This window comes from Streptomyces sp. NPDC050534 (assembly GCF_044457745.1).
Classification (GTDB): Bacteria; Actinomycetota; Actinomycetes; order Streptomycetales; family Streptomycetaceae; genus Streptomyces.
On sequence record NZ_JBITHF010000027.1, the window covers coordinates 36,913 to 50,439 of the forward strand.

Genomic DNA, 13,527 nt, shown 5'->3' on the forward strand with positions numbered 1-13,527 from the left:
TCCACCGGTTGATCGTGGGAAGTCCGAGGCACATGGAGAACGGAACCGAGACGACGCTGGAGGAATCGAACGGGGCCTGCCCGCCCTGGGCACTGCGCGACTACGCCGTCCTGGCCGACGGCGAGCGGGGCGCCCTGGTGGACCCCAAGGGCAGGATCGTGTGGCTGTGCGCGCCGCGATGGCACAGCGACGCGCTGTTCTCCTCTCTGATCGGCGGCACCGGGTACTTCTCCGTGGAGCCCACCGACCGCTGGCACGTGTGGGGCGGCGCCTACGAGGAGGGCACCCTCATCTGGGTCGACCGGTGGGTGACCGCGGACTGCGTGATCGAGTGCCGCGACGCGCTCGCCATGCCCGCCTCGCCGGATCGTCTGGTGCTGCTCCGCCGGATGCGCGTACGCAAGGGCGAGGCGCGGCTGCGCATGCGTCTGGACCCTCGCCCCGGCTTCGGCGCGCACCGTGTGCGCAGGCCCCGCCTGGAGGACGGGGTGTGGACCGCGGAGGCCGAGGGGCTGCACCTGCGGCTCGTGGGCGCGCCGGCGTCGTCGTGGGACCCGGAAGAAGGGCTGCGCGGCGAGTTCCGGCTGTGCGAGGGCGAGCAGCACGATCTCGTGCTGGAGGTGGGGACCGCGCGGGGCAACTCCAGGATCGACGCGGAGGAGTTGTGGCGGGCGACCGAGCAGGCGTGGGACGACGCCGTGCCGGACTGCTCCGGCCTGGTCGCGCCCCGCGACGCCCGCCACGCGTACGCCGTGCTGCGGGGGCTGACCAGTTCCGCGGGCGGCATGGTCGCCGCCGCCACGACCTCGCTGCCGGAGCGGGCGAACGCCGGGCGCAACTACGACTACCGTTTCGCCTGGTTGCGCGACCAGTGCTACGCCGGGCTGGCGGTCGCGGCGCACGGGCCGCACCAACTCCTCGACAGCGCCGTGCGGTTCACCGCCGAGCGGATCCTCGCCGACGGCGACGGGACCCGGCCCGCCTACACCGTCACCGGGGACCCCGTACCCGACGAGCGCGCCCTGGACCTGCCCGGCTACCCCGGCGGCAGCGACCGGGTCGGAAACCACGCGGGGCGCCAGTTCCAGCTCGACACCTTCGGCGAGGCGCTCCAGCTCTTCACCGCCGCGGCCCACCACGACTGCCTCACCAAGGACGCGGCCCGCGCGGCCATGGCCGCCGTGGACGCGGTGGAACGCAACTGGCACCGCGACGACGCGGGGCTGTGGGAGCTGGAGAACCGGTGGTGGACACATTCGCGGCTGTGCGTGGTGGGCGGACTGCGACGGATCGGCGCGGTGTTCCCCGGTCCCGACGGCCGTCGCTGCGCCGACCTCGCCGAGACGATCCTCGCGGAGACGCGCCGGCGCTGCCTGCATCCCGCAGGGCACTGGCGCCGGGCCGCCGACGACGACGGCCCCGAGGCCGCACTGCTCGTCACCATCGCCCGCGGCTGCCCCGCGGCCGACGATCCGAGCAGTCCGGTCACCCGTGTCTTCATCGAGGAGAAGCTGGCCCAGGACGGCTATCTCTACCGCTTCGGCCACCCTGACCGGCCGCTCGGCGAGGCCGAGGGCGCCTTCCTGCTGTGCGGGTTCGCCATGGCTCTGGCCACGCATCGGCTCGGTGACCGCGTCGGCGCCTTCCGCTGGTTCGAACGGTCCCGGACGGCGTGCGGGCCACCCGGGCTGCTCGCGGAGGAGTACGACGTGCGTCAGCGCCAGCTGCGCGGCAACACGCCCCAGGCCTTCGTCCACGCCCTGCTGCTGGAGTGCGCGATCCGCCTCGACGGAGGCTCGGCGCTGCCGTACTGAGCGCGTCCCCCGAGTCGGCCCGGCGTAAGGGGTCGACCTGGACCGCCCCCGCGGTCCGTACGGCGCCGCCTCCGCATTCCTGCCATCATCGACATGGAGTCGGTATGTGGAAGCGCAAGAAGAAGACCGCGAAGCCCAGGCCCGCCCTCCCCCTGGAGCTCTGCGACCTCTGCGGCCAGGTCTTCCCGGAGCAGGAGGCGGTACTCTGCCACGTCGCCGACTCCTCCGCCGCCGGCCCCGGCCACGACCGGTCCGACGGGCTGCGCCGCCTCACCGCCTGCAGTGAGGCCCATCTCGAGACGCTCCGGGAGCGCTACCTGAAGCGCCCCTACGTCGAGGAAGAGCTCTGGGCCGCGAAGATAGACCGTGTGCTGACCCACGGCCCCTCCGCCCTCCCCCTGGAGCAGCTCGCCTGCCGGACCGGACTGCACGCACCGGAGATCCGGCGCGCGGTCGCCTGGCACAACGACCACAGGCCCCCGCAGCCGTCGTAGTAGTCGCTGGTAGTCACAGAAGCCGTCGCGACCTACGCGCGCCGCTTGTCTTCTCCTCGGTCGGCGCCGGCCGACTCACGCGGCCGCGGTGAACGCCACCGCGACGGCGACGTCGGTGCGCGCGTGGACGACGAGGCGGGTGCCGCCGGTGTCGGCACCCGCCTCCAACAGCCGCCGCGCGGGGGCACTGTGGGTGGCCACGGACATCAGAACGCCGAGGCGGTTGCACATGCGGTGGGCGCTCAGCACCGCGCAGACCGACGCGCGGCTGGTCGCCCCCTCGTCGAGCACGATGACGGCGGGCACCGGACTGTGCGCGCGGACCAGATCTCTGATCTCCGTCGCGAGCGTCATGTGCCGTGCCGCACCCGGATCGCGGTGCACGTCGATGATGAGCACTCCGTGCTCGAACGTGTGCGAGAGCATCATGTCTGTGCCCATGGGCCGTGCCTTCCGCGTGTGTACCCCGCGCCGGCGCCGGAGAGCGGCCGGCTCCTCGGGCCGTGGCCGAATACAGGCCTCGGGGGTACCCGCCCGGCCGAGGGCCAACCTTCTTTGCACAGCGCAAAGACAGGCGCGTCGCGAGGGCACCCGCCCGCTCGAGCGTGTCGGTCGATCGGTTCGGGGCACTGGGAGACGATGAACGTCCTCGGCCGCCCGCAGGCCGGCGGAAGAGGCGGGAACGTGATGGAGCCGACGCGATGGAGCCAGTGACCAGGTCGACCACGGGCGACGTCCGACGGCTGATTCCCCGCACCGACGTCCTGCTCCGCGACCCCCGGCTGGCCGAGGCCGCGCGCCGGCTCGGAGCGCCCGTCGTCAAGGCGGCGGTGCAAACGGCGCAGCGGCACGCGCGTGCCGGACGGCTCGCGCCGCAGGACGTGGCCGACGAGGCCGTCGCGCTGCTGCCGGACTCCGCGTGCGGACTGCGCGCGGTGATCAACGCCACCGGAGTGCTGCTGCACACCAATCTCGGCCGGGCACCGCTGTCGGACGCGGCCCGCCGGGCGGTGGCCGACGCCGCGGGCCCGACCGACGTGGAGCTCGACCTGGACACCGGTGTACGGGCCCGTCGGGGGCGTACGGCGCTGCGGGCCCTGCACGACCGGGTGCCGGCCGCGGGGGCGGTGCACGTCGTCAACAACGGCGCCGCCGCGCTGGTCCTGGCGGCGACGGCGCTCGCGGCCGGCAAGGAGATCGTCGTCAGCCGCGGGGAGATGGTGGAGATCGGGGACGGCTTCCGGCTGCCGGATCTGCTGGTCTCCACGGGCGCGCGGCTGCGCGAGGTGGGCACCACCAACCGCACGACCGTCGACGACTACGCGGCCGCCATCGGGCCGCACACGGGCTTCGTGCTGAAGGTGCACCCGTCCAACTTCCTCATCACCGGCTTCACCCGCGCCGCGGACATCGCCGAACTGGCCGGGCTGGACGTCCCGGTCGTCGTCGACATCGGCTCCGGGCTCCCGGCCCCCCATCCCGTGGTCCCGGACGAGCCGGACGCCGAGACCCAACTGCGCGCCGGTGCCTCCCTCGTCACGGCGAGCGGCGACAAGCTGCTGGGAGGACCGCAGTGCGGGCTCCTGCTGGGCGACGAGGAACTCGTACGCGCCCTGGCCCGGCACCCTCTCGCCCGCGCCCTGCGCGTGGACAAGCTGACCCTGGCCGCCCTGGAGGCCACCCTCACCGGTCCGCCCACCCCCACCGCCACGGCACTGACCGTCGACCCCGCCGCCCTGCGCGCCCGGGCCGACCGGCTCGTCGCCTCGCTGAGTGCGGACGGCGTCGACGTACGAGTCGTCGACAGCGCCGCGACCGTCGGCGGTGGCGGTGCGCCCGGCGTCACACTGCCGAGCGTCGCGCTGTCCCTGCCGGAGCGGTTCGCGGTCGCCCTGCGCACCGGACGGGTCCCGGTCGTCGGGCGGCTGGAGGGGGGCCGCTGCCTGCTCGATCTACGGGCCGTGCCGCCGGAGGACGACGAACGGCTGGGCGGCGCGGTGCGCGCCGCCGCGAAGAGCTAGGAGGCGGACGTCATGCGGGTGCTGGCCACCGCCGGGCACGTCGACCACGGCAAGTCGGCCCTGGTCCGGGCGCTGACGGGCATGGAACCGGACCGCCTGGAGGAGGAGCGGCGCAGGGGCCTCACCCTCGACCTGGGCTTCGTGTGGACCCGGCTCGGCGCGGACGGCGAGGATCTCGCCTTCGTCGACGTGCCCGGCCACGAGAAGTTCGTGGCGACCATGCTCGCCGGGGTGGGGGCCGTGCCCGCGGTGCTCTTCGCCGTCGCCGCCGACCAAGGCTGGCAGCCCCAGTCCGAGGAGCATCTGGCGATCCTCGACGCGCTCGGTGTGCGGCACGCCGTCCTCGTGGTGACCCGCAGCGATCTGGCGGACCCGGGTCCCGTCCTGGCGGACGCGGCCGAGCGGCTGGCCGCCACCTCGCTCGGCGCCGTGCCCGCCGTGGCGGTCAGTTCGGTGACCGGTGCCGGTCTCGACGAACTACGGTCCGAGCTGCGGAAGTTGGCGGTCTCCCTGCCGGTCCCGCCCGCCGACGCCGACGTACGGCTGTGGCTGGACCGGGCCTTCACGGTGCGCGGGCACGGCACCGTGGTCACCGGCACCCTCGGGTCCGGCACCCTGCGCGTCGGGGACCGGCTGGTCACCGGGGACGGGGCGAACGCCCTGCGGGTGCGCGGCCTGCAGTCACTGCACGAGGACCGGGACTCCGTCAGCGGTGTGGCGCGCGTGGCCGTCAACGTGCACGGGACCGGCGCCGGCACCCTCCGGCGGGGAACCGTCCTGCTGACGCCGGAGCGCTGGCTGCGCACCGGGCTCGTCGACGTCCGGATCGCCGGGGAACCCGCCGCCGACCTGCCCCGGACCGTCACTCTGCACTGCGGTACCGCCGCCGTCCCGGTGACCGTCCGTCCACTGGGCGAGGACACGGCCCGGCTGACCCTGAGCCGGGAACTGCCGTTGCGGGTCGGCGACCGCGCCGTGCTGCGCGAGCCGGGAGGCGGACGGGTGCCCTGCGCCGCGACCGTGCTCGACGTCCGGCCGCCCCGGCTCGCCCGGCGCGGCGCGGGGCGCGCCCGGGCCGCGGAGCTCACCGCCATGACCGGCACCCCGGACGGGGCGGCGGAGCTCCGGCGGCGCGGGCTGATCCGGCGCTCGGAGCTGCTCGCGATGGGCGTTCCCGCACCGGCCGCGCCCGTCGCCGGGGACTGGCTGGCCGACCCCGCCCACTGGGCGCGGCTGGGCGAGCGCCTGGTCGACGAGGTGGAGCGGCACGCCAAGGAGCACGCCCTGGACCCCGGCCTGCCGATGGAGGCCGCCCGCCGCCTCCTGGACCTGCCCGACCGGTCCCTGGTCGACGCGCTCGCCGCGGACGCCCCCGAACTCCACCTCCGGCAGGGCCGGTTGTACGGAGTCGAAAGCCTGCGCCCGCCCCTCCCTCCCGCCGTCCACGCGGCCGTGGAAGCCGTGCGCGGGGATCTGGCGAGGAACCCCTTCCGTGCTCCTGACGCCGACCGGCTCACCGGGCTGGGCCTCAACCGCAAGGCGGTGGCCGCCGCGGAGGCCGCCGGTGCGCTGCTGCGCGTCGCAGACGGGATCGTGCTGCTGCCGGGCGCCGATGCGCGGGCCGCCGCGATCCTGGCCCGGCTGCCGCAGCCGTTCACGCTGAGCGAGGCCCGCAAGGCCCTGGACACCACCCGCCGGGTCGCCGTACCGCTGCTGGAGCAGTTGGACGCGCAGGGGTACACGGAGCGCGTGGACGACCAGAGGCGGCGTTGCAGGGAGGGGCCGGGGAGCGGAGGCGGACGGGAATCGAACCCGCCTGCCCGAGATCCTCGGGCACCTCGGTTTTGAAGACCGGGAGGGCCACCAGGCACCCACACGCCTCCACCGACCGCAAGGCTAGTTCCCCAGGAGACCGATGTGACACAGACGACCCGCCAAGAGGCCGTACGACTGACCCAGTTCGCCCACGGCGGCGGGTGCGCGTGCAAGATCCCGCCGGGAGAACTGGAGGAGGTCGTCGCCGGTCTGACGGCTCCCTCGCTCACCGGGGCGGACAGTTCGCTGCTGGTCGGTCTCGCCACGGGCGACGACGCGGCCGTCGTCACGCTGCCCGGGCAGGAGGGCATGGCCGTGGTGTCCACCGCCGACTTCTTCACCCCCGTCGTCGACGACCCCTACGACTGGGGGCGCATCGCCGCCGCCAACGCGCTGTCCGACGTGTACGCGATGGGCGGACGGCCGATCGTCGCCGTCAACCTCCTCGCCTGGCCCCGCGACCGGCTGCCGTTCGCCCTGGCCCGCGAGGTGCTGCGCGGCGGCCTCGACGTGGCCAGGGAGGCGGGCTGCCATGTCGGCGGCGGCCACAGTGTCGACGACCCCGAGCCCAAGTACGGCATGGCCGTGACCGGCGTCGCCGACCCGGCGCGGCTGCTGCGCAACGACACCGGACGCGCCGGTCTGCCGCTGTCCCTGACCAAACCGCTGGGCCTGGGAATGCTCAACAACCGGCACAAGGCCACCGGTGAGCGGTTCGAGCAGGCGATCGCCACGATGACGGCCCTGAACCGCGAGGCCTCCGCCGCGGCCCTGGCCGCCGGGGCGACCTGCGCCACCGACGTCACCGGCTTCGGGCTCCTCGGCCATCTGCACAAGCTGGCCCGCGCCTCCGGTGTGACGGCGGTGATCGACACGGCGGCCGTGCCCTACCTGGAGGGCGCCCGGGAGGCGGTCCGCGACGGCTATGTCAGCGGCGGCACCCGGCGCAACCTGGAATGGGTGGCGCCGTACACCGACTTCGGGGACACGCACGCCGATACGCGGCTGCTGCTGGCCGACGCACAGACCTCCGGCGGACTGCTGGTCGCCGGGGAGGTGCCGGGTGCTCCCGTCATCGGCGAACTGGCGCCCCTCGGCTCCCACTCGATCGTCCTCAGGTGATCAGGGTTCCGTGCCCGTGTGTTCGTCGATGCCCGCCCGCGCCCGGTAGTCGCGCACCAGTTGGAGCGACGCCTCGCCACGCGGGCGCCGGCCGGGCCGGATGTCCACGGCGAACGCCTTGCTCTCCTGGATGTGCGTGTTGGGGTCGAGGGAGAGGTGCAGCAGTTCGTTGGCCGCGTCACCCGTGCTGTAGCCGTTCGGACCCCAGTGGTAGGGCAGCCCGACCTGGTGCAGCCGGCGTCCCTGCACGGTCAGCGGGGCCATCCGGTCGGTGACCAGGACCCGCGCCTCCACGACGCCCCGCGCGCTGACGATCGTCGCCCAGCCGATGTGCTCCAGACCGCGCTCCGCGGCGAGTTCGGGCGAGACCTCGCAGAAGAACTCCGGTTGCAGTTCCGCGAGATACGGCAGCCAGCGGGACATGCCGCCCGCCGTGTGGTGCTCGGTGAGCCGGTAGGTGGTGGCCACGTACGGGAACACCTGCGAGCCCGGCTCGGTGCCGCTGGGCTGGTAGCGGTTGTCGGGGTGCGGCGGCAGCAACTGCCGTACCGGATTGCGCTGCTGACGGTAGAGCAGGTTCGGGAACGGCGAGTCCTGCGGCTCGTAGTGCGCCGGCAGCGGGCCGTCGGTGATCCCGGAGGGCACGTACAGCCATGCCTTGCCGTCGGCCTGCATGATGAACGGGTCCTTGCCGGACAGGGCCTCCGCGGCCGTCGCGTCCGGCGGCGGCTCGTAGTCGGGGGACCTGGTGGCCTTGAAGTCGGGGACGTCGTGGCCGACCCACTTCTCCTCGTCCTCGTCCCACCACACCAGGGCCTTGCGCTCGCTCCAGGGTTTGCCGTCGGGATCGGCGGAGGCCCGGTTGTAGAGGATGCGCCGGTTGGCCGGCCAGGCCCAGGCCCAGTCCTTCGCCACCCAGTTCTGCTCCTTGCCGGGCATGCGGCGGGCCGCCTGGTTGACGCCGTCGGCGTAGACCCCGCAGTAGATCCAGCAACCGCAGGCGGTGGAGCCGTCGGCCTCCAGCTGCTCGTAGGAGGACAGCGGATTCCCCTCGGCGTCATGGCCGTTGATCTCGGCGAGGACGGCCTCGGCGTCCGGCTCGGCCAGCCCGCCCTTGACCGGGTAGTCCCAGGTCAGGTCGAGCAGCGGCTTGTCCATGGCGTCGGTGGAGGCGGCCAGCTTCTCGCGGATGATCCGCCCTAGGTGGTAGGTGAACCACAGGTCGCTGCGGGCCTCCCCCGGCGGTTCCACGGCCTGGTGGTGCCACTGGAGCAGCCGCTGGGTGTTGGTGAAGCTGCCGTCCTTCTCGGTGTGTGCCGCGGCCGGCAGGAAGAACACCTCGGTCCCGATGTCCTCGGTGCGCATCTCGCCGGTCTCGATCTCCGGGCCGTCCTTCCACCAGGTGGCCGACTCGATCAGGGAGAAGTCCCGAACGACCAGCCAGTCCAGGTTGGCCATGCCCAGGCGCATCACCTTGGCGTTGGCATTGCCGACCGCCGGGTTCTCGCCGTACAGGAAGTAGCCCTTGCAGACGCCGTCGATCTGGGCCATGGCCGTCTCGTAGGCGGAGTGGGAGCCGGTCAGCCGCGGCAGGTAGTCGAAGCAGAAGTCGTTGTCGGCCCTGGCGGCCTCGCCCCAGTACGCCTTGAGCAGGCTGACCAGGTAGGAGCGCATGTTGCCCCAGTAGCCCTTGCGTGCCGCCTCCCCCTGGACGAACGCGTCCAGGTCCTCGTTCTTGTGGGCGTGCGGCATGGGGATGTAGCCGGGCAGCAGGTTGAACAGGGTGGGGATGTCCGTCGAGCCCTGGATGGAGGCGTGGCCGCGCAGCGCGAGGATGCCGCCGCCCGGCCGGCCGATGTTGCCGAGCAGGGTCTGCAGCACGGCGGCCCCGCGGATGTACTGCACGCCGACCGTGTGCTGGGTCCAGCCGACCGCGTAGGCGAAGGCGGTCGTGCGGTCCCGCCCGGAGTTGTCCGACACCAGCTCGCAGACCTGGCGGAACAGGTCCCGCGGCACACCGCAGATCTCCTCGACCATCTCCGGGGTGTAGCGGGCGTAGTGCCGCTTGAGGACCTGGAAGACGCACCGCGGATGGCTGAGCGTCTCGTCCCGTTCCGGCTCGCCCTCGCCGATGTCCGCGCCACCGGAGCCGTGGGCCTCGCCGCGCGCGGCCTCGGTCACCGAGCTGCCGTCGCCGGTGCGCTCCTCGTACTCCTGGTCGCGCTCGCCGGAGGCGGCCTGCATCTCCATGCCCTCGTACTGCCAACTGCTGTTGTCGTAGCTGCGGTTGTCGGGATCGAAGCCGGAGAAGAGGCCCTCCAGGTCCTCGGTGTCACGGAAGTCCTCGCGCAGGATCACGGGTGCGTTCGTGTACGCCACCACGTAGTCACGGAAGTACTTGTCGTTCTCCAGGACGTGGTTGATGATCCCGCCGAGGAAGGCGATGTCCGAGCCCGCGCGCAGCGGTACGTGCACATCGGCCAGGGCGCTGGTGCGGGTGAAGCGCGGATCGATGTGAATCACCTTCGCGCCGCGGGCCTTGGCCTCCATCACCCACTGGAACCCGACCGGATGGCACTCGGCCATGTTCGAGCCCTGGATGACGATGCAGTCGGAGTTCTGCAGGTCCTGCTGGAAGGTGGTCGCGCCGCCGCGTCCGAACGAGGTTCCCAGACTGGGAACGGTGGACGAGTGTCAAACACGCGCCTGGTTCTCGATCTGGATCGCTCCGAGCGCGGTGAACAACTTCTTGATCAGGTAGTTCTCTTCGTTGTCGAGCGTGGCGCCGCCCAGGCTCGCGAAGCCGAGGGTGCGCCGGGTGCGGGTGCCGTCGACCTCCCACTGCCAGCCGGCCCGCCGGGACTCGACGACCCGGTCGGCGATCATGTCCATCGCGGTGTCGAGATCGAGGCGCTCCCATTCGGTGCCGTGCGGGCGCCGGTAGAGGACCTGGTGCTCGCGGGCGTCGCCCGTGGTCAGCTGGAGACTGGCCGAGCCCTTGGGGCACAGGCGGCCGCGGGAGATCGGGGAGTCGGGGTCGCCCTCGATCTGCGTGACCTTGCCGTTCTCGACGTAGACGTTCTGGCCGCAGCCCACCGCGCAGTACGGGCAGACGGACTTCACCACGCGGTCCGCGCGTGCGACACGGGGCGTCAGCCGCTCGCTGCGCCCGCTCTTGGCGGCGGCGCCGCGGCCGAGCGGGTCCGTGCCCTTCAGCTGGCGGTAGACCGGCCAGGAGTCGATCCAGGTGCGGACTCCCATGGTTCAGTCCTCCCGTCCGGTTCCGCCGGCGGCGGCTGTTCCCGCCGCTGCTGCGCATACGTTTCGGCCCGCGGAGTACCCGCGCCACATGAACCGAAACGGCCGAACGTGTCGCGTCCATTGCCGAGGACGGTGATCCCCTTGACCCGTGGCCGTGTTCCGGGCGTGCTGGTCTTCGACGTCAACGAGACCCTGACCGACATGTCGCCGCTCGCCGGCCGTCTGGCGACGTCGGACTGCCCGGGCATGTGCGCCCGCCGGACGTCACCGCGGCCGGTGTGGCTGATCTTGCTCGTCGACCTGCTGCTCGCCCCGGGATTTCGCCAGCCGCTCCCGCTGCGGTACGACCGTGTACTTCGGGTCCTCGGCGGAGGCGACCCCGGCGTGGAACACGCCGAAGCGCAGGGCCGCCGAGCCGGTCAGCAGGGCCGCTCCGGCCACCGCCGCGAGGGCGCGGTCGTGCCGGCGGCCCGCGAGGGCGGCGAGTGTGGCGCCACCGGCCGTGAGGACTTCCGCGGTGCGCAGCAGCAGGTGCGGCGTGCCTTGCTCGAGCGGCTCGGCCGACAGGCCCATCCGCCGCTTCATCGCCTGGAAGGCGCCCAGTTCGAGGACCGCTCCCAGCGCGGCCATCCGGCGGGCGGGACCCGTCTCCTCGACCGGTGCCGCCGCGAGCGCCAGTCCCGCCGCCGCTGTGGCACCTGAGCCGGCGAAGACGAACGGCAGCTCACGGTAGCCCTCGTGCCAGGAGGGCACCGCCGTGTCCGAGATCAGGACGGCGGTGTACGTCACGACCGAGGGACCGAGAGCGGCGGCCGCCGCGGTCGCGGCCGAGCCGACGAGCCGGTAGCGGCCCGCCAGGTCGCTCGCCACGGCGGCCATGGTCGCCGGGGCGTAGGCCGACAGCAGCCACGAGCCCACGCTCATCGGCGAGGTCGGCTTGAACACGCGCAGCATGTTCATGAAGCGGCTCGGCCGGCCGAGGTCGTGCACGAGCGCGGCCAGTGACAGCGAGATGGCGCCCGTCGCCCCCAGCTTCGCCACCCTGGCCATCGCCGGGCGGCCGGTGAGGTGCGCGCCGGCGGCCAGCAGCGAGGAGCTGCCCGCGAGTCCGCCGAGATAGAGGTAGCCCGCGATGTCGAGGGCCTTCCACGTCGGCTTGTTCAGAACCGGTTTGCCGTAGTACGAGGAGAACTCCGCGTCCGGCACCATGGACCGCTCGCCGCGGCCACGGCGCCGCCGGCGGCGCCCGGTCGCGGCCCCGGTGAGCGCGTTCCGTCCGGGCCGCGCGCCCTCGACGTCTTCGCGTGTCACGTCGGATCCGGTCATCGCGGCCTCCTGACGGCGCCCTTGACGAAGCTGGTGACGGCCAGCGCGGCGAGCGAGGCGGCGGCCAGCGCCGCGTGCCGCCACATGTCCGGCAGGTCCCGTGTGGTGACGACCGGGTCCGGCGGCAGTCCGTAGACCTCCGGCTCGTCCAGCAGCAGGAAGAACGCGCCGTCGCCGCCGACCCCGTCGCCTGGGTCCTCGCCGTACAGGCGCGCGTCGGTGACGCCGGTCGCCTGCAGCTGGGCCACGCGCGCCGACGCCCGTGTCCGCAGCTCGTCCAGGGGGCCGAACTGGATGGAGTCGGTGGGACACGCCTTCGCGCAGGCGGGTTCCATGCCGACGCCGAGGCGGTCGTAGCAGAGGGTGCACTTCCAGACGCGGCCGTCGTCCTTGCGCTGGTCGATGACGCCGTACGGGCAGGCGGGCACGCAGTAGCCGCAGCCGTTGCAGATGTCCTCCTGGACGACGACCGTGCCGAACTCGGTGCGGAACAGCGCGCCGGTGGGGCACACGTCGAGACAGGCCGCGTGCGTGCAGTGCTTGCACACGTCGGAGGCCATCAGCCAGCGCAGTTCGGTGCGTCCGTCGGGGGCGATGGGGGAGATCTCCCCGGCCGGTGCGCCCGCCGGCGCGCCCGCCGACGCCGCGTCCGGTGCCGGTGCCGTGGCGCCGGGGCCGGGCGAGGCGGCGTCGGCGCCCAGCTGCCGGGCCGCGTCGAACACGTCCACGCCCTCGTGGGAGACACCCGGTTCCTGACCGCCCAGCGGCTTGCGCTGCTCGATGAAGGCCACATGGCGCCAGGTGTCCGCGCCGAGTCCCTGCGTGTTGTCGTAGGACATGCCGGTCAGTTCCAGGCCGTCCTCGGGAACCGCGTTCCACTCCTTGCAGGCCACCTCGCACGCCTTGCAGCCGATGCACACGGACGTGTCGGTGAAGAAGCCCACGCGGGGCGGGCTGTCCGGATAGCCGGACGCGCGCGCCACCTCGGGCTGCGGCCCGTACAGCAGGTTTTCGTGCTCCGCTTGCGGCGACCGCGCCCGGAGCGCTTCGCCGGAGCCGCTGTCGGTCATGGCTCGACCTCCTTGTTCCACACGTCAAAGTGCGACGCGCTCGGCGAAGTGCCACCGGCTGAGGGCGCGGTCCCGTGTGCTCGCGGCCGGGGTCGTCGTCAGTCGTCCTCGCGGTCCAGCAGGTCTCTGACCCCCTGTGCGGTCAGTGCCAGCTCCTCCGGGGTCCCGGCGTCGATGACGAGGGCCAGTTCCTCGGACGGCCAGCGGTGGGCGAGCGCGCCGAGCTGGATCTGGCGGTGTTCCGTGATCCGCGGGAACGCCTGCTGCATCCGGGCCTCGGAAGTGAACACCGGCACCAGTTCGGTGCCGTCCTGCTGCTCGTAGACGGGCAGCGTCACCGTCCCGGGAGGCTGGTCTCCCACGGGGCCGCCGGTGGGGATCAGCACCTCGCTGTCGGCGAGGGTGTCGAGTTCCGCCTGGTCCGCATCGCCCGCGACCACGGCCCGCAGGGCGAGCTGAACGGCGGAGGCGGAACCGTTGGGGAAGTATTCAGTCACGGTCGGTCCATTCCGTTGGTCGGACGGCCCCGAAGACATCGAGCCGTCCCCGGGCGGGATCCGGCCCCGAGTACCCCCAAGTCGCACCCGTCATGTGCCGCCCGGGA

General features: G+C 73.0%; 10 protein-coding genes, 1 tRNA gene and 2 pseudogenes. 6 read left to right on the top strand and 7 right to left on the bottom strand.

The window, feature by feature from the left end:
* Positions 1–32: 32 nt before the first annotated feature.
* Together ACIBN2_RS45790 and ACIBN2_RS45795 are read left to right on the top strand one after the other, a co-directional pair.
* Complete coding sequence (locus tag ACIBN2_RS45790) at positions 33–1,814, top strand: glycoside hydrolase family 15 protein (protein WP_399143735.1); 1,782 nt, start codon at positions 33–35, stop codon at positions 1,812–1,814.
* Between the two features lie 104 nt (positions 1,815–1,918).
* Complete coding sequence (locus ACIBN2_RS45795) at positions 1,919–2,308, top strand: hypothetical protein (RefSeq protein ID WP_399143736.1); 390 nt, start codon at positions 1,919–1,921, stop codon at positions 2,306–2,308.
* Between the two features lie 75 nt (positions 2,309–2,383).
* On the opposite strand, the gene ACIBN2_RS45800 is transcribed toward ACIBN2_RS45795, so the two are convergent.
* Entirely contained in the window at positions 2,384–2,749 is a 366-nt protein-coding gene (locus tag ACIBN2_RS45800; protein WP_399143737.1) for a hypothetical protein, read from the bottom strand.
* Positions 2,750–3,009: 260 nt separating this feature from the next.
* Between ACIBN2_RS45800 and selA the strand changes: the two genes are divergently transcribed.
* A complete protein-coding gene (selA, locus tag ACIBN2_RS45805) occupies positions 3,010–4,329 on the top strand; it encodes an L-seryl-tRNA(Sec) selenium transferase (protein ID WP_399143738.1) in 1,320 nt (439 codons plus the stop codon).
* A 12-nt stretch (positions 4,330–4,341) separates the two neighbouring features.
* Positions 4,342–4,767 (top strand): annotated as a pseudogene (locus tag ACIBN2_RS45810) (GTP-binding protein); the annotation flags it as partial.
* A 243-nt stretch (positions 4,768–5,010) separates the two neighbouring features.
* Here ACIBN2_RS45810 and ACIBN2_RS45815 read toward each other — a convergent pair.
* A complete protein-coding gene (locus ACIBN2_RS45815; RefSeq protein ID WP_399143739.1) occupies positions 5,011–5,775 on the bottom strand; it encodes a hypothetical protein in 765 nt (254 codons plus the stop codon).
* Between the two features lie 147 nt (positions 5,776–5,922).
* Here ACIBN2_RS45815 and ACIBN2_RS45820 point away from each other — a divergent pair.
* Positions 5,923–6,084 (top strand): annotated as a pseudogene (locus tag ACIBN2_RS45820) (SelB C-terminal domain-containing protein); the annotation flags it as partial.
* Positions 6,085–6,119: 35 nt separating this feature from the next.
* Here ACIBN2_RS45820 and ACIBN2_RS45825 read toward each other — a convergent pair.
* Positions 6,120–6,212, bottom strand: a tRNA-Sec gene (locus tag ACIBN2_RS45825).
* Positions 6,213–6,246: 34 nt separating this feature from the next.
* Between ACIBN2_RS45825 and selD the strand changes: the two genes are divergently transcribed.
* Complete coding sequence (selD, locus tag ACIBN2_RS45830; protein WP_399143740.1) at positions 6,247–7,266, top strand: selenide, water dikinase SelD; 1,020 nt, start codon at positions 6,247–6,249, stop codon at positions 7,264–7,266.
* On the opposite strand, the gene fdh is transcribed toward selD, so the two are convergent.
* From fdh to ACIBN2_RS45850, 4 genes are all read right to left on the bottom strand, one after another.
* The gene (gene fdh / locus ACIBN2_RS45835) at positions 7,267–10,527 is read right to left on the bottom strand and encodes a formate dehydrogenase (RefSeq protein ID WP_399143741.1); all 3,261 of its coding nucleotides are present in this window, start codon (positions 10,525–10,527) and stop codon (positions 7,267–7,269) included.
* Between the two features lie 264 nt (positions 10,528–10,791).
* The gene (gene nrfD / locus ACIBN2_RS45840; protein ID WP_399143742.1) at positions 10,792–11,853 is read right to left on the bottom strand and encodes an NrfD/PsrC family molybdoenzyme membrane anchor subunit; all 1,062 of its coding nucleotides are present in this window, start codon (positions 11,851–11,853) and stop codon (positions 10,792–10,794) included.
* A complete protein-coding gene (locus ACIBN2_RS45845) occupies positions 11,850–12,923 on the bottom strand; it encodes a 4Fe-4S dicluster domain-containing protein (protein ID WP_399143743.1) in 1,074 nt (357 codons plus the stop codon). Before ACIBN2_RS45845 ends, nrfD begins: the two co-directional genes overlap by 4 nt.
* A 98-nt stretch (positions 12,924–13,021) precedes the next feature.
* Positions 13,022–13,420: an SseB family protein gene (locus ACIBN2_RS45850; RefSeq protein WP_399143744.1), complete on the bottom strand. Its 399-nt coding sequence runs from the start codon at positions 13,418–13,420 to the stop codon at positions 13,022–13,024.
* Positions 13,421–13,527: the final 107 nt, after the last annotated feature.

Coding starts and splice junctions, on each gene's coding strand:
- ACIBN2_RS45790 (WP_399143735.1), top strand. CDS start 33: ATGGAGAACGGAACCGAGACGACGCTGGAGGAATCGAACGGGGCCTGC.
- ACIBN2_RS45795 (WP_399143736.1), top strand. CDS start 1,919: ATGTGGAAGCGCAAGAAGAAGACCGCGAAGCCCAGGCCCGCCCTCCCC.
- ACIBN2_RS45800 (WP_399143737.1), bottom strand. CDS start 2,749: ATGGGCACAGACATGATGCTCTCGCACACGTTCGAGCACGGAGTGCTC.
- selA (WP_399143738.1), top strand. CDS start 3,010: ATGGAGCCAGTGACCAGGTCGACCACGGGCGACGTCCGACGGCTGATT.
- nrfD (WP_399143742.1), bottom strand. CDS start 11,853: ATGACCGGATCCGACGTGACACGCGAAGACGTCGAGGGCGCGCGGCCC.
- ACIBN2_RS45845 (WP_399143743.1), bottom strand. CDS start 12,923: ATGACCGACAGCGGCTCCGGCGAAGCGCTCCGGGCGCGGTCGCCGCAA.